The organism is Cupriavidus sp. 21MJTG02-4 (assembly GCF_057798975.1).
In genome coordinates, this window is sequence record NZ_JBYOJP010000001.1 from 504,249 (window position 1) to 527,458 (window position 23,210).

Genomic DNA, 23,210 nt, shown 5'->3' on the forward strand with positions numbered 1-23,210 from the left:
AGTTGTAATTACAGATTACGTATCCTATACTCCGATCCAGTTGCGCGACACAGACTACAAACGCCTCAATCGAAGGACCTGGAGTAAGGAGACACCCCCGTCATGCAAACGACAAGCCAAGCCGGCACCCTCACGGCCACGCGCAGCGGCGTGCGCTGGAAAATCTTCCTGATGATGCTGATGCTCGTCGCGATCAACTACATCGACCGCGCGTCGCTGTCGGTCGCCATGCCGCTGATCGCAAAGGAGTTCGATCTCAGCCCCGCCATGCAGGGGCTGATCCTCAGTTCCTTCTTCTGGACCTATGCATTCATGCAGATCCCGGGCGGGATGCTGGCCGACAAGTACAAGCCGCGCATCGTGATCGCCTGCGCCACCGTGTTCTGGGGTTTCTTCCAGGCCATCGCGGCGGTCTGCACCAACGCCACCGCGCTGCTGCTGACCCGACTCGGGCTGGGCGCCTCCGAAGCGCCGATCTATCCGGCCGGCGGCAAGCTCAATGCCATCTGGATGACGCAGAACGAACGCGGCCGCGGGGCCACGCTGCTGGACGGCGGCGCGCCGCTGGGCGCGGCGCTCGGCTCGCTCATCATCGCCGGTCTGATCAGCGAACTCGGCTCGTGGCGCATGTCATTCGTGGTCGCCGGCGTCGGCACCGTGCTCGCCGGCTTCGTGGCCTGGTGGTACATCCGCAATTCGCCGCGCGAACACAGCGGCGTCAATGAACTGGAAGCGCGTCACATCGAAGAGGCACACGCTCGCGAACACAGCGCCGAGCCGACCAACCTCTCGGGCCGTTCGCTCGATTTCTTCAAGTACCGCTCGGTGTGGTGCATGGCAATCAGCTGGATGTGCTTCAACGCCGTGTTCTACGGCCTGCTGACCTGGATGCCGACCTACCTGAGCAAGGCCCGCGGCTTCGACCTGAAGACCATGGGCGGCGCGAGCTTCCTGATCTTCATGAGCGGCTTTGTCGGCGAACTGGTCGGCGGCTGGATCGCCGACAAGTGGAAGGAAGCCGGCGGCCGCCCGAACGTGGTGATGCGCACGCTGTTCGGCATTGCCGCCGTGGTCGCCACCGTGTCGATCTTCTCCGTGGCTTATGTCGCCAATGCGGTGGCCGTGGTCGCGCTGCTGTCCTCCACCATGTTCTTCCTGCGCTGGTGCGGCCTGTTCTGGTCCGTGCCGTCGATGCTGGGCACGCGCAACAAGATCGGCTTCCTGGGCGGCCTGATGAACCTGGGCGGCAATATCGCCGGCATCAGCGTGCCGATCATCGTCGGCCTGATCGTGCAGGCCACGGGCTCGTACTTCCTGGCGCTGATGTTCTTCGCGGCAGCCGGCGTGGGCCTGTTGCTGGCGTCGACGTCGATCGACTACGAAACGAAGATCCCGGTCTGACCGACCTCCCCGACAAAACATAGCCGCGTCCGTCGCGCCACCGCCCATGCAACGGCGGGCGCGGCGGCGGAGGAGACATTTCATGACTCGCATCCCACGCATGCTGGCCGCCGCCGTGCTGGCCGTAGGCGCCCTGCAGGTCCATGCCGCCGCGTCGGCGCCCGCCCGTGCAGGCGCCGACGGTATCCCTGCCGCGCAGCCCGAGGCAGTCGGCGTCGACTCGACGAAGCTCGTGGCCTTGTCCGAATGGATTCGCCGCGACAAGCTCGACGTGCGCAGCCTGCTCGTCATCAAAGACGGCAAGCTCGTGTTCGAGCGCTATGGTGACGGCCTTTCGCGCGACTACAACCATGAGCTCTACTCCGTCACCAAGTTCATCAGCGCCCTGCTGGTGGGTACGCTGGTCGGCGACGGCAAGCTCAAGGCCGAAGATGCGCCGGCGCAGCGCCTTGCCGCCGCGCGCCCTGACCTTGCCGCCGCGCTTGCCGACAAGCAGACCATCCAGTTGCGTCACCTGATGTCGATGTCGAGCGGGCTGTCGTACAAGCTCGTGGAAGGCACCGACACGCTGTACTACGGAGTGCCCGACCGGCTCAAGGTTGCGGCTTCCGCCAGCGTACGCGTCGCCCCCGGTACCGAGTTCAACTACATCGACGTCAATCCCGTACTGGTCGGCGCCACCATCAGCCAGGTCACAGGCCTGCCCGAACAGCAGTACGCCGAAAAGCGCCTCTTCAAGCCGCTGGGCATGCAGCACTACCGCTGGGACGGCGCCGACGGCAAGGGCGCGGTGTCCGGCGGCTGGGGCCTGCGCCTGCGCTCGATCGACATGGCGCGGCTTGGCATGCTGATGCTGAACCAGGGTCGCTGGAACGGCCAGCAGGTTGTGCCCGCGTCATGGGTCGCGCGCATGACCGCGCCGTCCGGACCGGCACAGGACTACGGCTTCTACTGCTGGATCAACAACATCGTGAAGAGCGAGCGCGAGTTCAGCGCCATGGGCTACAAGGGCCAGTTCATCACCGTGCTGCCGAAGCAGAACGCGGTCATCGTGATGAACAGCATCATGTCCACGCAGGGCGGCCTGCGCGATGCGGCGTACCTCGACCTGTACCGGCGCATGGTGAACGACTACGTCCTGCCCGCGCTGCAGGCCGGCAACGCCGTGCACCCCGATGCCGCGCGACAGGCCGCGCTGCAGAAGGAACTCGAACTGGCACGTAGCAGCCAGCGCGTGCCCGGCACCGCCCTCGCCTTCAACGACAAGCCCGAACAGTAAGCTCGCGAAACAAACTGCGGAGCGCCGCACATGACGGCGCCCGCACCACTCCAGAGAACTATTGCAATGACCAAGCAAATCCGCCTCGGCATGCTGACGCCGTCTTCCAACACCGCGCTCGAACCGATCACCAGCGCAATGGTCAGCGGCTTGCCCAACGTGAGCGCGCATTTCTCGCGCTTCACCGTGACCGAGATCTCGCTGCGCGACCAGGCCCTGGGCCAGTTCGACCTGGAAAAAATCCTTGGCGCCGCGCGCCTGCTGGCCGATGCGCGCGTCGATGTGATCGCGTGGAACGGCACGTCGTCGGGCTGGCTCGGCTTCGACAAGGACGAGGCGCTGTGCAAGCAGATCACCGAAGCCACCGGCATCCCCGCCACCACGTCGGTGCTGGCGCTCAACGAGATCCTGGAAAAAACCGGCGCGCGCCGCTTCGGCCTGGCCACGCCGTATCTTGAAGACGTGCAGCAGCGCATCATCGCCAACTACCAGCGCAGCGGCTTCGACTGCTCGGCGGAGCGCCATCTGGACCTGCACGTGAACTACAGCTTTGCCGAGGTCGAGGAAGACACCATCCGCACGATGGTGCGCGCGCTGGCCGAAGACAAGCCGCAGGCCATTACCACGTTCTGCACCAACTTGCGCGCAGCGCACCTGGTGGAAGCGCTGGAAGCCGAGACCGGCATTCCCGTGTACGACACCATCTCCACCGTGGTGTGGAAGTCGCTGCGCCTGGCCGGCGTGGATACGCGCGCGCTGACCGGCTGGGGCCGGCTGTTCCGCGAAGTCGAATAAGGCAGCGCGTCCACCAACCGAACCGGAGTGATGACCATGCCCGCAAACAATAACCTCGACCTGGTGATCCGCAATGCCGACGTGGTCACCGCTTCCGACCGCTTCCAGTGCGATATCGGCGTGCGCGACGGCCGCATCGTCGCGCTGGGCCAAGGCCTGCCGCAAGGCAACCGGGAAATCGACGCCACCGGCTTGCTGGCGCTACCCGGCGGCGTGGATGGCCACTGCCACCTGGACCAGCCCATGCCCGACGGCATGCGCATGGCCGACGATTTCTTCACCGGCACGCGCGCGGCCGTGTGCGGCGGCACCACCACGGTGATCCCATTCGCCGCGCAGGAAAAAGGCCATTCGCTCAAGGCAGCCGTCGCCGATTACCACAGCCGCGCCGAAGGCCGCGCCGTGATCGACTACGCGTTCCACCTGATCGTCGCCGACCCAACGCCCGCCGTGCTGCAGGACGAACTGCCCGCGCTGATCCGCCAGGGCTACACCTCGTTCAAGGTCTACATGACCTATGACGACCTGAAGCTGTCGGATCGCGAAATGCTGGAGGTGCTCGACGTCGCGCGCGAACACAAGGCGCTCGTGATGGTCCACGCGGAGAACTCGGACTGCATCTCGTGGCTGACCGACAAGCTGACCGGCGAAGGGCGCATCGCTCCGCGCTTCCACGGCCTGGCGCGTCCCGCGCCGGTCGAGCGCGAGGCCACGCACCGCGCCATCACGTTCGCCGAACTGGTCGATGTGCCGATCCTGATCGTGCATGTGTCCGGCAAGGAAGCGATCGAGCAGATCCGCTGGGCGCAGGGCCGCGGGCTGAAGATCCTGGCCGAGACCTGCCCGCAGTATCTGTACCTCACCGCCGACGACATGGGCCTGCCCGGCGATGACGGCTACGAAGGCGCCAAGTGCGTCTGCAGCCCGCCGCCGCGCGATCCGGAGAACCAGGCCGCCGTGTGGCGCGCGCTGGTCAACGGCGTGTTCAGCGTGTTCTCGTCGGACCATGCGCCGTTCAATTACGACGATCCGGAAGGCAAGAAGCTGGGCGGCAGCACCGAGCATTCGTTCGACCACATTCCCAATGGCGTACCGGGCATTGAAACGCGCCTGCCGCTGCTGTTCGACGGCGTGGCACGCGGCAAGCTGTCGCTGCACCAGTTCGTCGAGCTGACCTCGTACCGTCCGGCCAAGATCTACGGCCTGTATCCGCGCAAGGGCACCATCGCGGTCGGCGCCGATGCGGACATCGTGCTGTGGGATCCCGTGCGCAAGGTGCGCATCACCAACGACGCGCTGCATCACGCGGTCGACTACACGCCGTATGAAGGCATCGAAGTGACGGGCTGGCCCGTCACCGCTTTCTCGCGCGGCGACATGCTGGTGAGCAACGGCGAATACCTCGAGCCCGCCGCCGGACGCGGCAGGTTCCTGGAAGCCGGGCAACCCGAGGTCTGAACCAGAATCCATCGCAAACCCATCATGAATCTCCTGATCGTCAACCCCAACATCAGCGAGTCGGTCACCGACCTGATTCACGCGGAAGCGCTGCGCACCGCCGCGCCCGAGACGAACATCACCATGGCCACTGCGCAGTTCGGCGTGGCCTATATCGAAACGCGCTTTGAAGCGCTGGTCGGCGGCTACGCGACCGCGTGCGCCGCCGCCGAGCATGCCGGCAAGTTCGACGGCCTGGTGGTCGCCGCATTTGGCGACCCCGGCCTGGCCGGGCTCAAGGAGCTGTTCGACGTGCCCGTGGTCGGCATGACTGAAGCGGCATTGGCCAGCGCCTGCCTGCTGGGCCAGCGCTTCTCGATCATTGCGATCTCGCATCGCATCGAAGCGTGGTATCGCGAATGCGTGGCAAGCAACGGGCTCTCGTCGCGGCTGGCCAGCATTCGTTCCCTGCAGGAGCCGCTGCGCGATATCGGCAGCGTGCAGGAAGACCATGCCGCGCGGCTGGAAGAACTGAGCCTGCAGGCCGTGCGCGAAGACGGCGCCGACGTGATCATCGTCGCCGGTGCGCCGCTTGCGGGGCTGGCGCGCTCGCTCAAGGGCCGCATTCCGGTGCCGGTCGTCGATGGCGTCAGCAGCGCCGTGCGCCATTGCGAATCGCTGGTCGCGCTGCAGGCCGGCACCACGCGTGAAGGCAGTTTCGCGCGCCCGCCACGCAAGCCCAATGCCGGCCTCCCCGCCGCGCTCGCGCAACTGCTCGCCTGAGCGCATCCGGTGCGAATGCGCAGGGCCACGCCCCTGCGCATTGCCTGCCACCCGGGCAAGTCCTAGACTGCGTGCACGGCCACTGCATCACGCAGTGGCCGTCCAACGCGACATAGGACACCCTGATGAAGCTCTACTATTCCCCCGGCGCCTGCTCGATGGCGGTCCACATCGCCCTGCGTGAAGCGGGCCTGCCCGTCACACTCGCCAAGGTCGACCTGGTCCACCACAAGCTGGTGGAAGCCGAGAACGGCAGCGACGATTACTACGCGATCCATCCGCGCGGCTACGTGCCCCTGCTGCAGCTCGACGACGGCTCGCGCCACAGCGAAGTGGCCGCCCTGCTGCAGTACGTCGCCGATCTGGTGCCCGAAAGCAAGCTGCTACCGGCTGCAGGCACGCGAGAACGGCTTGAGGCCATTAGCTGGCTCACCCTGGTCTCCACGGAATTGCACAAGGTGTTCAGCCCGTGGCTGTGGCACAAGGAAACCGCCGACAGCACCGCGCAGGTGTGCAAGGCCAAGCTGCAGCTGCGCTTCGCCGAACTCGACCGCCACCTGCAATCCAGCGAGTACCTGACCGGCAACACCTTTACCGTGGCCGATGCCTACTGCTTCACGATTCTGGGCTGGGCGCGCATGCTGATGATGCCGCTGACGGCGTTCCCATCGCTGCAGCAATACCTCGCGCGCGTCGCCGCTCGCCCCGCCGTACAGGCAGCCATGCGCGCGGAAGGCTTGCTCCGCGGCTGATCAGTCCATCGTGGCGCGCGCTGGCGGCACGCGATAGTGACTGGAGGTAAGCAGGTCCAGCCCGCATTGCAGGTTCTCGACCCAGTCGATGAAGCGCGCCACCATGGCCTTGCCGCGAAACGACGGCCCGTGCTGCGGCACGATCCATTCGATATCGAGCGTGCGCGCCATGGCCGCCCATAGCCGGCAGGCGCGGTTGCCGCTCATGTAGCGCTGGTGGAACGGCAGCATGCGCGGCGCGTGGGCATCGAAATCCGTGACGGTGGTGCCGGCCTCGCCGGCACTCGTCATGGCCGCGCCCAGGTCGCCCGAGAACAGGATCTTGCTGACCGGATCGTAGAACTGGAAATTGCCCTCGGAATGCAGGAAGTGCGCAGGCAGGGCAATCAGCGAACTCCGGCCCAGCGGGATATGCGCGCCGGCATCGGGAATGGTCACGATGCGGCCAGCGGTCTTGCCGGCCTGGCAGAAATGCGGAAGGAAGCGCGCCCAGACCCGGGAAATCAGCACCTGGCAATCCGACCCGGTCAGCCAGCGGCCGACCGAAGCCACGATATCCGGATCGGCGTGCGAAGCCAGCACGTAATCGAGCTGCTTGGGCGGAAAGTAGCGGCCGATGGCCAGGTACAGCTCGCTGTAGGTCATGTTGCCGCCCGGATCGATCAGCGCGCCATGGCCGTGGTCCACCACCAGGAACTGGTTGGTCTGCACCACCTCGCCATGCGCCTCTTCGACCAGGTCGGCAAACATCAGGCAGGCGTGTCCGTCTGCGTCGTACAGGGTGATGCCCATCGTCTGGTTCCGCCGTCTGAAAGCGGCGACGTTAATCAGCCGGCGGCGATGGGAGCTTGATGCAGGTCAATTTTCCCAAGCAAAACAGCCCGGCCATGGCCGGGCTGTCGCAGGCGAAAGACAGGTTCGGTCGGTTCAGCGCTGGCTGGACAGCAACTGCTCGATCTTCGCCACGAACTGCTTGTCGTCGGGCGTGGTCTTGCTGTTGTAGCTGGCCACGACATTGCCGCTGCGGTCGATCAGGTACTTGTAGAAGTTCCATTTCGGCGCGGTCCCGGTTTCCTTCGCCAGCATCGCGTACATCGGATTGACATCGCCGCCGCGAACGTGCGACTTGCCGAGCATCGGGAACTTGACGCCGTAGGTGTTGTAGCAAAAGTCCGCGATCTCCTTGGACGACCCCGGCTCCTGCGAGAAGTCATTGGACGGGAACCCCAGCACCACCAGCCCGCGGTCGCGGTACCGGGAGTAGAGCGCTTCAAGCCCTTCGTACTGCGGCGTGAAGCCGCAATAGCTCGCGGTGTTGACCACCAGCACCACCTTGCCGGCGTACTGGCAGAGGTTTTGCGGCGCCTCGTCCTGCAGGCGCGGGAACTGGAAATTGAGCGAGGCCGGGCAGTGGCCGGCCGGCGCGGCGGCCGGGAGGGCGGCGGGCTTGTCCGCGGCACGCGCCGGGTGCGGCAGGAGCGCTGCACTGGCGGCGGCAAGCGCCAGGGCCGCAGCCAGTGCGGAAGGGCGCAGGAATGCAGCGGCGAGGGCGGTTTGACGGCGGTTCATGCGATGTCTCCTGTCTCTGTATGCGGGGGCGTCTCGCTGTATCGGGTACGCATAGTTTACGCCGTTGGCCGCCTTGCCGCCGGCAACGGCTCAGTCCATGGCCAGCGTGGCGGCGTGTTCGGTGACGCTGCCGCGCAGCTCCAGGTCCGGCATGCAGCGTACGATCCCCAGCGCCAGCAGCGCCGCCACGGCGCCCACGGAGAAGATCAGCTGGAAGCCCGATTCGACGCCCGCGGCAAGCGCCTGCCGCACCATCGGCGAGAGCTGCGCGAAGGCTTCGCTGCCGTGCCGCAGCGCACCCAGGTCCAGCGCCTGCGTCAGCCCGGCGGCGGCCGTGGCGTGACGGAACTCCAGCGTCAGCAGCGTACCGGCCAACGCGCCGCCCAGCGCGCTGCCCAGCGAGCGCAGCACGAGCAGGGCGCCGGTGCCGGCGCCGGTGTCGCGGCGCTCCAGCACGTTTTGCACGCTCATCAGCGTACCGACCATGACCATGCCCAAGCCGACGCCGCCCACGGCCATCGCCAGCAGCACTACTGCCAGCGGCACAGCGGGCGTGGAAAGCGCCAGCACCGCCAGCCCCAGCATGCCAGCCACGAAGCCTGCCGTCAGGATGCCGCGCATGCGGCCCACGCGCGGCGCCAGCCACGCCACAATGAAATTGCCCGCCACGGTCGACAGCAGGAACGGCATCACCAGCAGCCCCGACATCGACGCATCGGCGCCGCGCACGAGCTGGAAATGCAGGGGCAGGGCGAAGATGCACAGGAAGATGTTCAGCGCGGCCAGCGCCGAAGCCGCCACGCCCATCACATAGGCACGGTTGGCAAACAGCCGCGGCGGCAGCATCGAATCGGCGGCGCGGCGTTCCTGCCAGGCCAGCGCGGCGACGGCGGCCACGGTCAGCAAGGCCAGCAGGCCGACTTGCGGCGACAGCCAGTCGAACACGTCTCCGCCCCAGCTCATCGCCAGCAGGAACGCGACGATGGCCACGGCCAGCAGCAACGCACCCAGCCAGTCCACGCGCGCACGGCCGCCGCGCACGGGCAGCATGGCCAGGCCGCGGTAGCACATCACCATCGCCAGCCCGCCCAGCGGCAGGTTGATCCAGAACAGCCAGCGCCACGAGAGGTTGTCGGACACCCAGCCGCCCACCAGCGGCCCGGCGATGGAAGCCACCGCCCACACCGTCGCCAGATAACCCTGGTAGCGCCCGCGCTGGCGCGGCGCCACCACATCGGCAATGGAAGCCTGCGCGAGCGACATCAGCCCGCCGCCGCCGATCCCCTGCAGCGCGCGGAACAGGATCAGCTGCCCCAGCGACTGCGCCATGGCGCACGCGACCGAGGCCAGGATAAACAGCGTGATCGCCACCATCAGCAGCCGGCGCCGCCCAAAGCTGTCGGACAGCTTGCCGTACAGCGGCGTGGCAACGGTCGAGGTAATCAGGTACGCCGTCACGATCCACGACAGGTGCCCGAAGCCGTTCAGGTCATTGGCGATCGCCGGCACAGCCGGGATGACGACGGTCTGGTCCAGTGCCGCCAGCAGGATGCACAGCACGATGCCGCCGATGACGCGCATGATGGCGTGGTGGTCAATGGCAGGGGCAAGGGGAATGGAAGCGTTGGCCTGACTGGCCGGGGTAAGCGATGACATGGGCGGACAACAGCAGCGCGCGGCGAGATGGCCGCGGGCGGTCAACAAAGCAGGGGGACTGGCTCCGGCCGGAAGTCCAGGCGCGCGGCGTTCAGATGCCGCGGCGGATGGCCGGATTCACGAATTCAGCAAACGCATAATTATATGCGCGACTCGCATATGGCGTGCGGCGCCCGTGCAACAACGAGGCCGAAACGCCCATGGACGGGCAAAGGCACGGTGCGCGCGGGGCGCACCGCCCTGGGTTCGATCCGGCAGCTAGCGGCTGCCCCCGTGGATATAGTGCTCGAGCTGCTCGATGATGAATTGCTGCTCGGAGATGATGTCCTTCACCAGGTCACCGATCGACAGCATGCCGAGCAGATCTTCGCCATTCATCACCGGCAAGTGGCGCATGCGGTGCTTCGTCATCAGCGCCATGCATTCGTCGGTGCTCTGGTCGCCACTCACATAGATGACTGACGAGGTCATGATGTCGCGCACCAGCGTATCGCGTGACGAACGCTGCATCAGGATCACCTTGCGCGCATAGTCGCGCTCACTCAGGATCCCCACGATCTTGCCGTGCTCCATCACCAGCACGGCGCCGATGCCTTTTTCCGCCATCAACTGCAGCGCGGCGTACACCGTCGCCGTGGGCGGAATGCTGAAGATGGCTTGGGTCGGCTTGGACTCTACGACCTGGCGTGCGGTTTTCATCACCCACTCCTCTTCTGTCGATCATGCGCTGGCAGCACAAATGCCATGTCCATCCAGATTAGCAAAGGATGGTGCGCCCTAACAGGGTGACTTACACGAATCTTCAAGAAGTCGGATCTGAGCGAAACTATGCGGTCGCCCGTGGCAGCCTCACTCGGTCAGCATCCTGACCTTCACCTTCTTGCCTTTGACCTTCCCGGCATTGAGCCGGCGCACGGCTTCCTTGCCGATGGCGCGATCCACCGCGATGTAGGTTGACATCTCCATTACGTTGATCTTGCCGATCTGCTCCTTGGTGAAGCCAGCCTCGCCCGTCAGCGCGCCCAGGATATCGCCCGGACGAATCTTTTCCTTGCGCCCGCCGAGCATCTGCAGGGTCACCATGGAGGGCAGCAGCCGTTCGTTGCTGGCCGGCTGCAGTTCGGCCAGCGGATGCCATTCGAACTCGCCGCCGTGGTGCTGCTCCAGGTTGCCGACGCGCCCCATCTCGTCCATGCTGACCAGGCTGAAAGCCCAGCCCTCTTCACCGGCCCGGCCGGTGCGGCCGACACGGTGGATATGGATTTCGGGATCCGGCGTGACCTCCACGTTGATCACTGCGCCCAGTTGCGCGATATCGAGCCCGCGCGCGGCCACATCGGTGGCCACCAGCACCGAGCAGCTGCCATTGGCGAACTGCACCAGCACCTGGTCGCGGTCGCGCTGCTCCAGGTCGCCGTGCAAGGCCAGCGCCTGGAAACCCTGCGCGCGCAGCAGGTCCACCAGGTCGCGGCAGCGCGCCTTGGTATTGCAGAACGCCAGCGTGCTGGCCGGACGGAAATGGTCGAGCAGGCGGCCCACGGCGTTCAGCCGCTCGCCTTCCTCGACCTCATAGAAATACTGGCGGATGCTGGTGTTGTCGTGCCGCTCGGCCAGCTTGACCTCCCGCGGCTTGCGCAGGAACTTCTGCGTCAGCTTGTCGATGCCGGGCGGATAAGTCGCCGAGAACAGCAGCGTCTGGCGCTCGCTCGGACAGCGGCTGGCGACGTAAGCGATATCGTCGAAGAAGCCCATGTCGAGCATGCGGTCCGCTTCGTCGAGCACCAGCGTGTTGATCGCCGACAGCTCGAGGCTGCCGCGGTCGATATGGTCGAGGATGCGGCCCGGCGTGCCCACCACGACATGCGCGCCATGGACGAGGCTGTCGACCTGCGGACGCATCGGCGAGCCGCCGCACAGCGTCAGCACCTTGATGTTCTCTTCGGCGCGCGCCAGGCGGCGGATTTCCTGCGTGACCTGGTCGGCCAGTTCGCGCGTCGGGCACAGCACCATGGCCTGCACGTCGAAGCGGCGCGTGTCCAGCCGGTGGAGCAGGGCCAGCGCAAACGCGGCGGTCTTGCCGCTGCCGGTCTTGGCCTGGGCGATCAGGTCGTGTCCGGCGAGCGTCAACGGCAGGCTGGCGGCCTGGATCGGCGTCATCTCGTCATAGCCGAGCTGGGCGAGCGTGGCCAGCATGGCCGGCGACAGGGGCAGGGCGGAGAAATCCGCGGCGGGGGCGCCGGCTTGCGGCGATTGGGAGTTTTCGTTCATGCCGGATTGTAGCAACGGGGTTTCGGTCAACCGCCCTCAGGCGCGCTTTTTCACCGGCACCGGTTCCTGCGGCGCCCAGCCCAGACGCGACAGCAGTGCCTGCGCGGCCGCCGGGGCGCGTTCCTTGGCGCCGTTGATGAAGAAGATGAAGACTTCGCGTTTTTTGGCCGCCGGCTGCTTGTCTTCCACCTGCTCCAGTTCAGCCGGCGCCTTGCCCGCGGCCCAGGTCTGCGCATGTCCGGCCCACGCCTCGAGCGCCTTCGGCCCGTAGCCGGTCGCCAGCTTCTCGCTGCTTTCCATCAGGCGCGCGTAGACAAAATCCGTGGTCAGGTCCGCGATCGACGGAAACTTCGCCGAATCGGTATAGACCGTGGCCGCCTTGTACTTGCGCGCGAGCTTCAGGTATTCGGGCACCCCGAAACTGTCATGCCGCACTTCCAGCACGTGGCGCAGCTTCACGCCTTCCACGGAATCCGGCAGCAATTGCAGGAAGGCTTCGAAATCCCCGGCGTCGAACTGCTTGGTCGGGGCGAACTGCCAGACCAGCGGCCCGAGCTTCGGGCCAAGCTCCGCAATGCCGCTGTCGATGAAGCGCGCGATCGATTCGCCCGATTCCGCCAGCACGCGGCGGTTGGTGGCAAAGCGCGAGGCCTTCACCGAGAACACGAAATCGTCGGGCGTTTCGTCGCGCCATTTGGCGAACGACGTGCGCTTCTGGGTGCCGTGATAGGTGCTGTTGATCTCGATGGCCGTCAGGTGCCGGCTGGCGTATTCCAGTTCACGCGACTGCGCGAGGCCGCCGGGATAGAAATTGTCGCGCCACGGCGCGTAGCTCCATCCGCCGATGCCGACGCGTATCAGGGTATCGGCCCCGGTCTTGCGCCGCGAGGCGGACTGCGGTGCGGAAGCAACCGGCTCTGCCGGCGTGGATGCGGACTTGGCCGCCGTGCGTGCTGCCATGGCGCGATCTCCCTGGGCGCGAGAATCAAAGTCTAGCGGGAAACCGCAGCCAGCGGAAATGAGAAGGCGGCACCAGTCAAAACAAAGCCGGGCGCAGGCAAGCGCCCGCTCCCGGCTCCCCCGGCTGAACCGGTCCAATCAGAACGAGAAGTCCTGGATCACGTCGGCGGTGTTCACATCCACCGGCTGCGATTTCACCACCCCTGCCGCGCTGGTGGCCTGCACGCTGTACTTGCCGCCCGCGGCGCCGTCCGGCTGCAGCGGGATCGGCAATGCGGCCTGGTACGTGCCAATCACAGGGGCCGCCACCGGCAGCGCCGGCGCGGCTGGGAAGAAGCTATAGGCACCGGTATCGCTGGCGGCAGCGGTCGCGGCAATCTCGAAGGTGCCGCCGCTGACCAGTTGCAGCGCGCGCAGCGTCGCGTCGGCAGATGCCGGCGACACCGTGCCCGAAACCCTGCGGTACGCCGAAGTCGGCAGCGACATCGGCGAGCCCGCCGTCGAGATCGCGGTACTGCCGCCCGCCACCACAGGCACGCTACGCACGATGCCCGTGCCGCGGCCATTGGCCGAACCCGGCACCACCACCACATCGACCGGACCGGCGGTGCTGCTCTGCTCGATCGGCGAGAGCGTGAAGTTACCGTTGGCATCCGCCACCGTCGCCTTCACCACCACGCCGTTGCGCTCGGCATAGACGCTGGCGCCCGGGGCCGAACTCACCACGCCAGTCACGGCACCGCTGACCACCATGGGGATTGCCGTCACCACCGGCTTCAAGCCATAGCTGCCGTTGCCACGTTTCACCACGGACTTGCAAGCGTCGAAGTCCAGCACCAGGTCGGTCAGCGTGCCGGATGCTACCGTGAACGGCCGGTTGATCTTGATGCCGGATTGCACCGCGCTCGGTGTATCCAGCGTCTGCTCGCTAGCGCCGGTCGGTACGACGGAGTTGGCCAGCGCCGCCGAACCAGCCCCGTTGTTAGGATCGAGCACCAGCCGGATCTGCTGATAGTTGCCGGCGGGCAGCGCGGTCTGGCCCAGTGTGGACAGCACGCCGTTGGTCAGCGACAGCAGGTCGATCTTGCGCGCTGGCGTTACGTCGATGTTGACCCAGCCGCTGGCGCCCGGATCGGCATTGGCGCTGGTATGCACGCGCACCCGGTTCACGGTCACGAAGACATGGTCGAAGCCGCAGGCCGGCGCGTCGGTCATCGAGACCTTCAGCGTTCCCTGGCCACCACCACCTGAATCATCGCCACCGCCGCCGCCGCACGCTGCCAGCCCAAGGGCGCCGGCCAGTGCGACGATGCGCAATGCGCTGTAAGAACAGGATTTGGAAAAGTCAGACACGGTATGTCTCCGCTTGTTGTTGGAAGCTAATCGGAGAATATGTTGCAAACCGCACACCCGTTGTAAGTCTTTGTAATGGGTTGTAAAGGAACGACGTTCCTTGTCTGCATGCTGGATCAGCCAAACGTCGCCTGCGGCAAGACGTGTGCGAGCGCGAGCGACGCAGTGCAACGACACATTTGCTGCGCTGCCATCAGCGCGAAAGCGTCGGCGCGGCTTGGCCGGACAGACGACGGACACTGCATGGCAACGTCGGTTGCATGGCAGCGCATCGTCACGCACAGGAGCGACTCGGCGCGATGCCAGGGAGCATCAGATCGATTCGTGAATGCATGCATTCACGACAGCGACGCGCGACGAATTTCGCATCGTGTTGAAGGATGGCATGGGCCAGTGGGGGTGCGCCGCCAGCCTGCACGCGCACGCAGCCGGGATCAGGACACCAGGGCCGTCAGCCGCGCATTCAGGCGCCCGCGTGTAATCGCCGCAATCTGTGCCAGCGCCTCATCCAGTTCCACTGGCGTGCTGCGGTCCACACGGCGCTCCAGCGCGGCGAAGATGCCTTCACGGGTGTAGTGCCGCACGCAGATGATGAACGGGAAACCATGGCGCGCGAGGTAGGCCGTGTTCATGCGATCGAGCGACGCTTCCTGCCGCGCCGTCATGGCATCGAGCCCCGCACTCTTCTGTTCCGCATTCGAGTCCGCCGTCATCGTGCCCGCGCGGATGTTCGCGCCCGACAGCAGTGGGTGCAGGTTCAGGAAATCGCGCTGGCCCTGGTCGTCGAGCTTGCGCACCACATCCATCATCGCGTCATGCAGCGCCGCTACCGATGCAAACGGGCGCTGTGCCCAGGCCCCTGCCGCTGCCTGCGGAAAGTGCTCGAACACGCTGCCGAACACGCGCGCGAAGCCCGCCTGGTCCAGCGCGTTGACCGGCGCGAGATCGATTGACTGTGACATGGACTGCTCTCCCGTAAAAGCCGCCGCTTGGCAAGGCATGGACGTTGAATACGGGCCGAGTATAGGAAGCGCTCCGGGCAGCGGCGAGGCCCGCCACCCTATAGGTCGCATAACAGAATCCGATACCGCTACGCGGGGTGCATATCGCGCAAATTGCGCAACGCCTGCGAGGCTGCCGTCAACATGCCGCGCAACCACATATGCGCGGCCGAGCGGTGGCGCGACGGATGCCATAGCTGATAGAAGCGCATGAACGGAAACTCGATCGGCGGCCTGAGCACTGCCACCGGAACGTGCTGTGCGTGATAGTTGGCAAAGTGGCGCCCCGTGGTCAGGATCAGGTCCGTACCGGGGATCAAACTCGGCGCCAGGTTGAAATACGGGCAGCTCACGCGGTTGTCGCGATGGACGCGCATGGTGCTGAGTCCCGAATCGACCAGCCCGCGCTGGTCGCGCGAATACGGCGTGGGCACGATATGCGCCGCACCGAGATAGGCCTGCGCAGTGAACTTGCCGGGTTGGTTATGCACGCTGTCCTGCGCCACCATGCAGACCACTTCGTCCTCCAGCAGCACCGACAAATGCAGGTGTTCCGGCGGGTTGGGCCAGTTGCCGATGACGATATCCGCCGCGCCTTCCGACAAGGCCTGTTCGTAGTCGAAGCTCGCGCTCAGCGGCACGGCCACCAGGCGCGCATGCGGCGCCGCGCGGCGGAACTCGCGCACCACGTGCGCAAAGAATGGCGGCGCGAGGTAGTCCGGCATCGCCACGGTGAAGGTCTGCTCGGTGGTGGCGGGATCGAAGCGGTCATCCGATACCAGCAGGTTGTCCAGCGCACTGAGCGCGGCCTGTGCGTTGCGCGCGATCTGCAAGGCGCGCTCGGTGGGCACCATCACGTTCTTTTCGCGCGTGAGCAGCGGGTCGTTGAAGATCACGCGCAGCCGCTTGAGCGCAGAACTGATCGCCGGCTGCGACTGGTTCAGGCGGATGGCCGTGCGCGAGACGCTCTGCTCGGCAATCAGGATGCACAGCACGCGCAGCAGGTAGGTATCGAAGGGGTCGTCGGCGCGGATCATGATGGAGTCCTGGGCGGAGATGGCAGCCGGGTGCGCCACACAGCGCAATCGCGCATTATCCCAGTCCGCCGATGGCCACTTTGTAACGTGTCGGGCACCGCGCGGCAACGCGGTCGAACCCGGAGTCGGTCAGCGCGTGCGCAGAACCGAGCCCGCCATAGCGCTCGAAAACCGGCCGGCTAGGGTAATCCATAGGTCTGCGAGCACCCCCTGCGATCGCCCGCAAACCCGCGCCGCACAAGGCTTTGCGCTCCATATCGATGCTGATATAGGGCCTATACCAGCCTTCCCGTTCCCCCCTGCCGGCCCATTCCTATACTTGCTTCCAACCAAACGACGGCGCCCGCCGCATCGCCTCTCAGGCAGCCGGGACGCACGACGCAAACTGACGAGACAGGAGACACCATGTCCATTACGAAGCAAGGCGTGCCGATCTTCGCCGGCACAGCGGAGAACGCTGAGGCCAGCGTCTACCGCAAGGTCTCCTGGCGCCTGCTGCCCTTCCTGGGCGTGCTGTGGGTGCTGGCGTGGCTGGACCGCGTGAACATCGGCTTCGCCAAGCTGCAGATGCTCGATTCGCTGCAGTTCAGCGAAGCCGTGTACGGCCTGGGCGCCGGCATCTTCTTCATCGGCTACTTCCTGTTCGAAGTGCCGTCGAACATGCTGCTGCAGAAGATCGGCGCCAAGAAGACCATCATGCGCATCACGATCTGCTGGGGCGTGATCTGCATGCTTCAGACCCATGTCTCCACGCCCCTGCAGTTCTACACGCTGCGCTTCCTGCTCGGCGCGTTCGAAGCGGGCTTCTATCCGGGCGTGATTCTCTACCTGACCTACTGGTATCCGTCGGAGCGCCGCGCCCGCGCATTCGGCACGTTCATGTCGGCATCGGCCATCGCCGGCGTGCTCGGCGGCCCGCTGGCCGGCTGGATCATGACGTCGATGGGCGGCGTGCATGGCATGCACGGCTGGCAGTGGCTGTTCATCATCGAAGGCATCCCGTCCGTGCTGGCCGGCATCTTTGCCTGGTTCTACATGACCGACAAGCCCGAGCAGGCCAAGTGGCTCACCGACAATGAAAAGCGCGTGGTCCTCGACGCCCTGAAGCGCGACAACGCGGCCATGGGTGAACGCGGCCACGACTGGCGCAGCGTGTTCACCAACCCCAAGGTGTGGCTGCTGATTGCGATCTACTTCTGCCTACTGTGCGCCAACTCCACGCTGACGTTCTGGATCCCGACGATCATCAAGGACGTGGGCTTCACCACGCCGATGGCGGTCGGCTGGATCGCAGCGGTGGCTTACCTGTGCGGCGCCATCGGCATGATCGCCAACGGCGCGCACTCCGATCGCCGCAATGAAGTGCGCTGGCACTTCAGCACCGCGGCGCTGGTCGGTGGCGGCGCCATGGCGGTGCTCGCCATTCTGCTCGGCATGAACGCGCTGTCGCCGGTGATCGCCCTGCTCGCCATGACCGCCTCGCTGGTTGGCACCATGAGCGCGATTCCCGTGTTCTGGCAATTGCCCAACCGCTACCTGGCCGGCAGCGCCGCCGCGGTGGGCGTGGCACTGATCAACTCCGTATCGAACCTCGCAGGCTTCGGCGCGCCGTATGCGATGGGTCTGATCAAGACCGCCACGGGCAAGGTCACCACCGGCCTGTACGTGGTGGCCGTCATCGAAATCGCGGCTGCGGTGCTGGTGGTGTTCGGCATTCGCCAGCTCGCCAACAAGCGTGGAGCCTGATATGCGCGACCAGCAAGATCCCGACTTCGACGCCAGCCGCCGCCGCTTCGCGCTGCAATCGCTCACGCTGGGCGGCAGCGCCCTCCTGGCTGGCAACGCGCTGGCCGAGACCGCGCCCAACCAGACCACCGGGCCCGTGCAGCAAGGCGGCCTGAGCCCGCGCCTGACCATGCACGCGCTTGACACCTGGCACGGCACGCCGGCTGCCGGCATGCGCGTCGACATGTACCGCATCGACAACGGCCAGCCGCGCCACATGCAGACAGTGGCGCTGGCCGCCAACGGCCGCAGCGAACCGCCGCTGCTGATCGGCGACACCTATCGCACGGGCACCTACGAACTGCTGCTGCATGTGGACGAATACTTCGCCGCGCGCAAGGCTAACCTGCCGCAGCCGCTGTTCCTGTCGAAGATCCCGCTGCGCTTCCGCGTGACCGACGCCAGCCAGCGCATCCACCTGCCCGTGCTGTTCGGGCCGTGGAGCTACAACTACTATCGCGGCAGCTGATGCGGCCCGTTTGCTGACAAGGAGACCGACATGGCAGGCATCAGCACTCACGTACTCGACGTATCGCTCGGCAGGCCGATCGCCGGCATGCAGATCGAACTGTTCGACATGGGCACGCAGCCGCCCAAACTGATTACCCGCGCGCGCACCAACAGCGACGGCCGTACCGATTCGCCGATGCTGCCCGCCACGCAGGCGCGCACCGGAGACTTCGAACTGCGTTTCTGGGTTGCCGATTACTTCAAGACGCCGGACGTGTTCGCCGATATCGTGCCCGTGCGTTTCACGGTTGCCGATGCCGCGCAGCACTACCATGTGCCGCTGCTGTGCTCGCCGTGGAGCTTCGGGACGTATCGGGGTAGTTGAGTGTTCATGTGGTACTGCGCGCTTCTGCGCCCGGGCGGCTGAACAAGGCCGCCCGTTTTTGTTTGTGGCACATCATTCATACCGGCGTCATGGGATTCGCGTGGTCGCGCTCGATAGCCCGCTACACTTCCCCAGTCCAATGAGACGGTTTGATGCATTCCCCCGGTCAACCCTGCCCTGCAGGCAGCGTTCCGGAGCCATGGGCATCGGTCCGTTCAGGCATGCGGCCGCCTGCTCATCCCTTAGTTTCCACAACGGTAACCATCTGATGAAGACACGCATTGCGATTGCAGCATTGGGCACACTGCTTCTCATGTCGATTGCCAGCGCCACCGAAGCGCCGCACTGGACCTACCAGGGCAAGACTGGCGCGAGCCAGTGGGCCCACCTTGAAGCGGACTACGCCGTGTGCGGGACGGGCCAGCGCCAGTCGCCGATCAACATCGAGACCCGCAAGGTGACCGGCACCACGGCACAGGCCATCGATCTGTCCTATGCGCCCGCGAATGCCGAGGTCATCAACAACGGCCACACCGTTCAGGTCGAACCGGCCAATGGCGGCACGCTCACCATCGATGGCGTGCAGTACAAGCTTGCGCAGTTCCACTTCCACACGCCAAGCGAGGAGAAGATCGACGGCAAGTCCTATCCGCTGGTGGCCCACCTTGTGCACAAGAGTGCCGAAGGCAAGCTTGCCGTGATCGCCGTGCTGTTCCGCACGGGCAAGGCCAATGCGACGCTGCAGCCGGTGTTCGCGAGCCTGCCGGCGAAAGCGGGTGACAAGCAAGCGCTGGACGGCACCATCAACGTCGACGAACTTCTGCCGGCAAAACGCGACAACTACACGTTCATCGGCTCGCTCACCACGCCACCATGCAGCGAAGATGTGAGATGGGTGGTGATGAAGACGCCGGTGTCGTTTTCGTCCGCGCAGCTTGCAGCGTTCAGGAAGCTGTACAAGATGAATGCGCGGCCGGTGCAGGCGGTGAATGGGCGGGAGGTGTTGGTGGGGCGCTAACGTATCGATGCGTGACGGATGCCATGGCCCGTCACGCGTCTGGGGCATGGCGCCACAACTATCACAGCTATTTATGATTCACCGCCGTAATAGGCGACCGTCATTCCTGGCTTGGATAGAAAAAATGACTGCAAGTCAGGCACCGACGTCGCGAATCGGATACTTCTTCGCATTCATCTCCATCTTCGTCCGCACCGCCGCGTCCAGGTCCACACCCAGCGCCGTCACCAGCTGCGTCAGGTAGATGGTGATATCCGCCAGTTCCTGCTCCACATGCGCGCGCTCGTCCGTCGACATGATCCCGCGCGATTCCTCTTCGGTCTGCCACTGGAAGATCTCGACCAGTTCGGCCACCTCCACGCTCAGCGCCATGGCCAGGTTCTTGGGGCTGTGATACTTGCCCCAGCCGCGCGCTTCGCCGAAGGCGATGGCGGCTTGCTGGAGATTCTTGATATCGATGAGAGGCATGGTCTGCTGCATGAGGTGTCTTCGGCAAAGCCGTATTGAAACATGCCAGGGCGGCCAGCAACCGGTGGCAAAACGGCATACGCTGGAGGTTCGGCATCCTCCTCATGGCGGCCCGGCATGCGTTCATCCATCGGCATGGCTGTCTTCACGCTGGCGGGCACCCTTGCCTACCTGGCGCTTCCCGTTCTCGGCTGGGGCGGCATCGCGCCGTTCTTTGCCCATCCGGCGCGAATCGTACTGGCCGAGGCGACCATGGCGCTCGCCGTGGTCGCCGTCTTCTCCCAAGGCAACATCAGCAGCGGCGAACGTGAAGACCGCGGCAACCGCTGGGTGCTCGCGGCGTTCGGCGTGCTCGGCCTGCTGGCCGGCTACGTGCCAGCGTGGAACGATCGCATCGGTTTCTGGGTCATCGACGGCGACACCCTGCGCTGGATCGGCGTGGCGCTGTTCGCCGGTGGCGGCGTATTGCGGCTGGTGCCTGTCTTCATCCTGGGCAAGCGATTCAGCGGGCTGGTCGCGATCCAGCGCGGGCACAAGCTCGTGACCACCGGCCTGTATGGCGTGATCCGGCACCCAAGCTATCTCGGCTTCGTCGTCAGTTCGCTGGGATGGGTACTGGCGTTTCGCTCAGGTGTGGGCGTGATCCTGACATTGCTGATGATCCCGCCGCTGGTGGCACGTATCCGTGCGGAAGAAGCTATGTTGCGGTCGGAGTTTGGGGCGCAATATGAGGCGTATTGCGCGAGGACCTGGAGGATGGTGCCGGGTGTGTATTAGAAGGACGGCCGGCGGTGCCAAAGGGGCGCCACGGCAACGGCGCCTTGGGCCCGCTCTTCGCTGTTCCGTGTCAGCGATGCTTCAACATCGTCAGCAGCGCATGGGCAACGGGATCCGAGGATGCAGGATTCTGGCCCGTGACCAGCAGGCCGTCCGTGACCACATACGGTTGCCAGTCTCCGGCCTTGGAATAGTTCGCACCGTTCGCCTTCAGCATGTCCTCGACGAGGAACGGCACGACATCCGTCAGGCCGACCGCGGCCTCTTCGCTGTTCGTAAATCCCGTGACGTTCTTGCCCTTGACCATGGCGCTGCCGTCCTTCGCCTTCACATGACGCAGCACACCCGGCGCATGGCAGACCAGAGCGACGGGCTTGCCGCTCGCTAGCGTGGTTTCGATCAGGGCTTTGGAGTGGGCATCTTCGGCGAGATCCCACATCGGACCGTGGCCCCCTGGATAGAACACCGCGTCGTAGTCGCCGGCCGAGACATCGGACAGCTTCCGCGTCGACGCCAGTACGGCCTTTGCGTCGGCATCGGCGTCGAAGCGGCGGGTCGCGGCGGTCTGGAAGGCGGGGTCATTGCTCTTCGGGTCGAGCGGCGGCTGCCCGCCCTTTACCGATGCGAGCGTGACTTCGACACCAGCATCCTTCAGCACATAGTACGGGGCCGCGAGTTCTTCCAGCCAGAAGCCGGTCTTTTCACCAGTGTTGCCAAGTTGGTCGTGAGAGGTCAGGACAATCAGGACTTTCATGTTCGAATCTCCGGGAGATGTAGCGGGATATGTCCATGCTGTGCGAGAGACCGCCAGGAACTATGCGGCGCCCTGGATCGGCTGGTCGCGTCGCTTTCGGCACACGGACTTCCTGCGGGACTGCCTTGCGGCATACGGACCCTGGTAAGCATGGTGCATGCGCCTTCAAAGTCAAAGGCCGACTCGGCTTGCAGGCGAAGCAAGCGACGCTGCATCGCTCGCGTTCGGCAGTTCATTGCAGAAACGCGCAGAATCGATAGTGATGGAGTCTGCGATAGGCTACTTGCAGCCACAAGCCAGTCAACGTTATCGACCCGCCGCTATAGTGTCGCCTTCGCCTTTGCTCAGCCACCCGCTGCGGCGAGCCCATCAATCAGGGACAAACATGAAGTTCAGCAAAGACACGTTGCACATGCACCATGGCAGCTAACAAGAGGACGACCATGGCGCGGTCACCGAATCCCGGCAGGCAATGGATACGCCTTGCCCTGGCGCTTGTGGGCGCCGTACTGCTTGGCGACGCCATCGGGCTGATGTCCATGGGGTTGTTCAGCTTCGGCATCGTGCTCCCCGCCGGCATCGGCATCGCGTTCCTGCTGCTCGCGCTGGGCTGGCATCGTGTCGCACGCTGGCGTCAGGCCAATCGGCGCAGGCAGTGGCTATGGCGTGCAGCGTGGACCGCGTTTGCCGTCTGGCTTCTGACTGTGGGTGTGTACTTCCACGGTATCCGCAGCGACGCCGGCGTGACCGTGCCCGCGGGAGTTACGATCAAGGCGATCATCGTCCTTGGCTCCGGCACACCAGACTGCACGGCATCGCCCGCGTTGAAAGCGCGACTGGACAAGGGCCTGGTGCAAGCCCGGCGATGGCCGGCGGCGAAGGTGGTGGTGAGTGGCGGACAGGACTTCGAGCGGCATTGCACGGAGGCGGACATCATGGCCGACTACCTGATGGCGCGTGGCATTGCGGCGGAGAGGTTGATGCGCGAGCGCCGCAGCACCAGTACCGCGGAGAACCTTGTGTTCAGCCGGCGCATGCTGGAAGAGCAAGGTGTTGATGACACTGGATCGATCATCGTGGTGACCAGCGATTTCCACGTGCGGCGCGCCCTGGGCATTGCACGGAAGGCGGGATTCAGCAACGTCTTCGGCGTGGGCGCCGGCACGCCGCTGTACCTGCGCTTCAATGCATGGCTGCGTGAGTACTTTGCATCGATCAGCAGCTGGATCCTGCGCGAGTATTGAGGCTTAGGGCTGCTGCTCCACTCTGGCCTGTTTTCATA

Annotated in this window: 23 protein-coding genes; 12 read left to right on the forward strand and 11 right to left on the reverse strand. The window is 65.3% G+C overall.

Annotation, left to right across the window (positions count from 1 at the left end; genetic code table 11):
* Positions 1-102 precede the first annotated feature (102 nt).
* The 6 genes from AC3FKH_RS02495 (at position 103) to gstA (ending at position 6,447) form a co-directional block, all read left to right on the forward strand.
* Positions 103-1,401, forward strand: coding sequence for an MFS transporter (locus tag AC3FKH_RS02495; RefSeq protein WP_488672622.1), 1,299 nt, complete (start codon positions 103-105; stop codon positions 1,399-1,401).
* An 82-nt stretch (positions 1,402-1,483) separates the two neighbouring features.
* Positions 1,484-2,680 carry a serine hydrolase domain-containing protein gene (locus AC3FKH_RS02500; protein ID WP_488672624.1) on the forward strand — a complete coding sequence of 399 codons (1,197 nt, stop codon included), beginning with the start codon at positions 1,484-1,486 and terminating at the stop codon, positions 2,678-2,680.
* 66 nt (positions 2,681-2,746) lie between these two features.
* Positions 2,747-3,475, forward strand: coding sequence for a maleate cis-trans isomerase family protein (locus AC3FKH_RS02505; protein ID WP_483730882.1), 729 nt, complete (start codon positions 2,747-2,749; stop codon positions 3,473-3,475).
* A gap of 36 nt (positions 3,476-3,511) precedes the next feature.
* Positions 3,512-4,933 (forward strand): dihydropyrimidinase, encoded by a 1,422-nt coding sequence (gene hydA / locus AC3FKH_RS02510; protein WP_488672626.1) that lies wholly within the window; start codon positions 3,512-3,514, stop codon positions 4,931-4,933.
* A 24-nt stretch (positions 4,934-4,957) separates the two neighbouring features.
* Positions 4,958-5,695 (forward strand): aspartate/glutamate racemase family protein, encoded by a 738-nt coding sequence (locus tag AC3FKH_RS02515; RefSeq protein WP_488672628.1) that lies wholly within the window; start codon positions 4,958-4,960, stop codon positions 5,693-5,695.
* A gap of 125 nt (positions 5,696-5,820) precedes the next feature.
* The gene (gstA, locus tag AC3FKH_RS02520; RefSeq protein WP_488672630.1) at positions 5,821-6,447 is read left to right on the forward strand and encodes a glutathione transferase GstA; all 627 of its coding nucleotides are present in this window, start codon (positions 5,821-5,823) and stop codon (positions 6,445-6,447) included.
* Here gstA and AC3FKH_RS02525 read toward each other — a convergent pair whose 3' ends face one another.
* From AC3FKH_RS02525 to AC3FKH_RS02565, 9 genes are all read right to left on the reverse strand, one after another.
* Positions 6,448-7,239, reverse strand: a complete 792-nt coding sequence (locus AC3FKH_RS02525; protein ID WP_488672632.1) for an oxygen-binding di-iron domain-containing protein — start codon at positions 7,237-7,239, stop codon at positions 6,448-6,450.
* 135 nt (positions 7,240-7,374) lie between these two features.
* On the reverse strand, positions 7,375-8,016 hold the full coding sequence (locus tag AC3FKH_RS02530) for a glutathione peroxidase (protein ID WP_488672633.1): 642 nt from the start codon (positions 8,014-8,016) through the stop codon (positions 7,375-7,377).
* Between the two features lie 90 nt (positions 8,017-8,106).
* The gene (locus tag AC3FKH_RS02535; protein WP_488672889.1) at positions 8,107-9,597 is read right to left on the reverse strand and encodes an MDR family MFS transporter; all 1,491 of its coding nucleotides are present in this window, start codon (positions 9,595-9,597) and stop codon (positions 8,107-8,109) included.
* Positions 9,598-9,930: 333 nt separating this feature from the next.
* Positions 9,931-10,371 (reverse strand): CBS domain-containing protein, encoded by a 441-nt coding sequence (locus tag AC3FKH_RS02540; RefSeq protein WP_483730877.1) that lies wholly within the window; start codon positions 10,369-10,371, stop codon positions 9,931-9,933.
* Positions 10,372-10,521: 150 nt separating this feature from the next.
* Entirely contained in the window at positions 10,522-11,940 is a 1,419-nt protein-coding gene (dbpA, locus tag AC3FKH_RS02545) for an ATP-dependent RNA helicase DbpA (RefSeq protein WP_483730876.1), read from the reverse strand.
* Positions 11,941-11,976: 36 nt separating this feature from the next.
* Positions 11,977-12,900: a DUF72 domain-containing protein gene (locus AC3FKH_RS02550; protein WP_488672635.1), complete on the reverse strand. Its 924-nt coding sequence runs from the start codon at positions 12,898-12,900 to the stop codon at positions 11,977-11,979.
* A 138-nt stretch (positions 12,901-13,038) separates the two neighbouring features.
* On the reverse strand, positions 13,039-14,253 hold the full coding sequence (locus AC3FKH_RS02555) for a DUF4382 domain-containing protein (RefSeq protein ID WP_488672637.1): 1,215 nt from the start codon (positions 14,251-14,253) through the stop codon (positions 13,039-13,041).
* A 434-nt stretch (positions 14,254-14,687) separates the two neighbouring features.
* Complete coding sequence (uraD, locus tag AC3FKH_RS02560; RefSeq protein WP_488672638.1) at positions 14,688-15,215, reverse strand: 2-oxo-4-hydroxy-4-carboxy-5-ureidoimidazoline decarboxylase; 528 nt, start codon at positions 15,213-15,215, stop codon at positions 14,688-14,690.
* A 128-nt stretch (positions 15,216-15,343) separates the two neighbouring features.
* On the reverse strand, positions 15,344-16,291 hold the full coding sequence (locus AC3FKH_RS02565) for a LysR family transcriptional regulator (RefSeq protein WP_488672639.1): 948 nt from the start codon (positions 16,289-16,291) through the stop codon (positions 15,344-15,346).
* Positions 16,292-16,696: 405 nt separating this feature from the next.
* On the opposite strand from AC3FKH_RS02565, the gene AC3FKH_RS02570 reads away from it, so the two are divergent.
* From AC3FKH_RS02570 to AC3FKH_RS02585, 4 genes are all read left to right on the forward strand, one after another.
* Positions 16,697-18,037: an MFS transporter gene (locus tag AC3FKH_RS02570; RefSeq protein ID WP_488672640.1), complete on the forward strand. Its 1,341-nt coding sequence runs from the start codon at positions 16,697-16,699 to the stop codon at positions 18,035-18,037.
* A 1-nt stretch (position 18,038) separates the two neighbouring features.
* Positions 18,039-18,545 carry a hydroxyisourate hydrolase gene (gene uraH / locus AC3FKH_RS02575; protein WP_488672641.1) on the forward strand — a complete coding sequence of 169 codons (507 nt, stop codon included), beginning with the start codon at positions 18,039-18,041 and terminating at the stop codon, positions 18,543-18,545.
* A gap of 30 nt (positions 18,546-18,575) precedes the next feature.
* Complete coding sequence (uraH, locus tag AC3FKH_RS02580; RefSeq protein WP_488672642.1) at positions 18,576-18,911, forward strand: hydroxyisourate hydrolase; 336 nt, start codon at positions 18,576-18,578, stop codon at positions 18,909-18,911.
* A 268-nt stretch (positions 18,912-19,179) separates the two neighbouring features.
* Positions 19,180-19,929, forward strand: coding sequence for a carbonic anhydrase (locus AC3FKH_RS02585; RefSeq protein ID WP_488672644.1), 750 nt, complete (start codon positions 19,180-19,182; stop codon positions 19,927-19,929).
* A gap of 135 nt (positions 19,930-20,064) precedes the next feature.
* Here the strand turns inward: AC3FKH_RS02585 and AC3FKH_RS02590 are convergent, their stop codons facing one another.
* A complete protein-coding gene (locus tag AC3FKH_RS02590) occupies positions 20,065-20,397 on the reverse strand; it encodes a nucleotide pyrophosphohydrolase (protein WP_488672645.1) in 333 nt (110 codons plus the stop codon).
* A gap of 117 nt (positions 20,398-20,514) precedes the next feature.
* Between AC3FKH_RS02590 and AC3FKH_RS02595 the strand changes: the two genes are divergently transcribed.
* Positions 20,515-21,174, forward strand: coding sequence for a methyltransferase family protein (locus AC3FKH_RS02595; protein WP_488672646.1), 660 nt, complete (start codon positions 20,515-20,517; stop codon positions 21,172-21,174).
* A 70-nt stretch (positions 21,175-21,244) separates the two neighbouring features.
* On the opposite strand, the gene AC3FKH_RS02600 is transcribed toward AC3FKH_RS02595, so the two are convergent.
* The gene (locus AC3FKH_RS02600; protein ID WP_488672647.1) at positions 21,245-21,928 is read right to left on the reverse strand and encodes a type 1 glutamine amidotransferase domain-containing protein; all 684 of its coding nucleotides are present in this window, start codon (positions 21,926-21,928) and stop codon (positions 21,245-21,247) included.
* Positions 21,929-22,347: 419 nt separating this feature from the next.
* Here AC3FKH_RS02600 and AC3FKH_RS02605 point away from each other — a divergent pair, with 419 nt between their 5' ends.
* A complete protein-coding gene (locus AC3FKH_RS02605; protein WP_488672649.1) occupies positions 22,348-23,172 on the forward strand; it encodes a YdcF family protein in 825 nt (274 codons plus the stop codon).
* The last annotated feature ends 38 nt before the right edge of the window (positions 23,173-23,210 follow it).

Coding starts and splice junctions, on each gene's coding strand:
- AC3FKH_RS02495 (WP_488672622.1), top strand. CDS start 103: ATGCAAACGACAAGCCAAGCCGGCACCCTCACGGCCACGCGCAGCGGC.
- AC3FKH_RS02500 (WP_488672624.1), top strand. CDS start 1,484: ATGACTCGCATCCCACGCATGCTGGCCGCCGCCGTGCTGGCCGTAGGC.
- AC3FKH_RS02505 (WP_483730882.1), top strand. CDS start 2,747: ATGACCAAGCAAATCCGCCTCGGCATGCTGACGCCGTCTTCCAACACC.
- hydA (WP_488672626.1), top strand. CDS start 3,512: ATGCCCGCAAACAATAACCTCGACCTGGTGATCCGCAATGCCGACGTG.
- AC3FKH_RS02515 (WP_488672628.1), top strand. CDS start 4,958: ATGAATCTCCTGATCGTCAACCCCAACATCAGCGAGTCGGTCACCGAC.
- gstA (WP_488672630.1), top strand. CDS start 5,821: ATGAAGCTCTACTATTCCCCCGGCGCCTGCTCGATGGCGGTCCACATC.
- AC3FKH_RS02525 (WP_488672632.1), bottom strand. CDS start 7,239: ATGGGCATCACCCTGTACGACGCAGACGGACACGCCTGCCTGATGTTT.
- AC3FKH_RS02530 (WP_488672633.1), bottom strand. CDS start 8,016: ATGAACCGCCGTCAAACCGCCCTCGCCGCTGCATTCCTGCGCCCTTCC.
- AC3FKH_RS02535 (WP_488672889.1), bottom strand. CDS start 9,597: ATGCGCGTCATCGGCGGCATCGTGCTGTGCATCCTGCTGGCGGCACTG.
- AC3FKH_RS02540 (WP_483730877.1), bottom strand. CDS start 10,371: ATGAAAACCGCACGCCAGGTCGTAGAGTCCAAGCCGACCCAAGCCATC.
- dbpA (WP_483730876.1), bottom strand. CDS start 11,940: ATGAACGAAAACTCCCAATCGCCGCAAGCCGGCGCCCCCGCCGCGGAT.
- AC3FKH_RS02550 (WP_488672635.1), bottom strand. CDS start 12,900: ATGGCAGCACGCACGGCGGCCAAGTCCGCATCCACGCCGGCAGAGCCG.
- uraD (WP_488672638.1), bottom strand. CDS start 15,215: ATGTCACAGTCAATCGATCTCGCGCCGGTCAACGCGCTGGACCAGGCG.
- AC3FKH_RS02565 (WP_488672639.1), bottom strand. CDS start 16,291: ATGATCCGCGCCGACGACCCCTTCGATACCTACCTGCTGCGCGTGCTG.
- AC3FKH_RS02570 (WP_488672640.1), top strand. CDS start 16,697: ATGTCCATTACGAAGCAAGGCGTGCCGATCTTCGCCGGCACAGCGGAG.
- uraH (WP_488672641.1), top strand. CDS start 18,039: ATGCGCGACCAGCAAGATCCCGACTTCGACGCCAGCCGCCGCCGCTTC.
- uraH (WP_488672642.1), top strand. CDS start 18,576: ATGGCAGGCATCAGCACTCACGTACTCGACGTATCGCTCGGCAGGCCG.
- AC3FKH_RS02585 (WP_488672644.1), top strand. CDS start 19,180: ATGAAGACACGCATTGCGATTGCAGCATTGGGCACACTGCTTCTCATG.
- AC3FKH_RS02590 (WP_488672645.1), bottom strand. CDS start 20,397: ATGCCTCTCATCGATATCAAGAATCTCCAGCAAGCCGCCATCGCCTTC.
- AC3FKH_RS02595 (WP_488672646.1), top strand. CDS start 20,515: ATGCGTTCATCCATCGGCATGGCTGTCTTCACGCTGGCGGGCACCCTT.
- AC3FKH_RS02600 (WP_488672647.1), bottom strand. CDS start 21,928: ATGAAAGTCCTGATTGTCCTGACCTCTCACGACCAACTTGGCAACACT.
- AC3FKH_RS02605 (WP_488672649.1), top strand. CDS start 22,348: ATGGCAGCTAACAAGAGGACGACCATGGCGCGGTCACCGAATCCCGGC.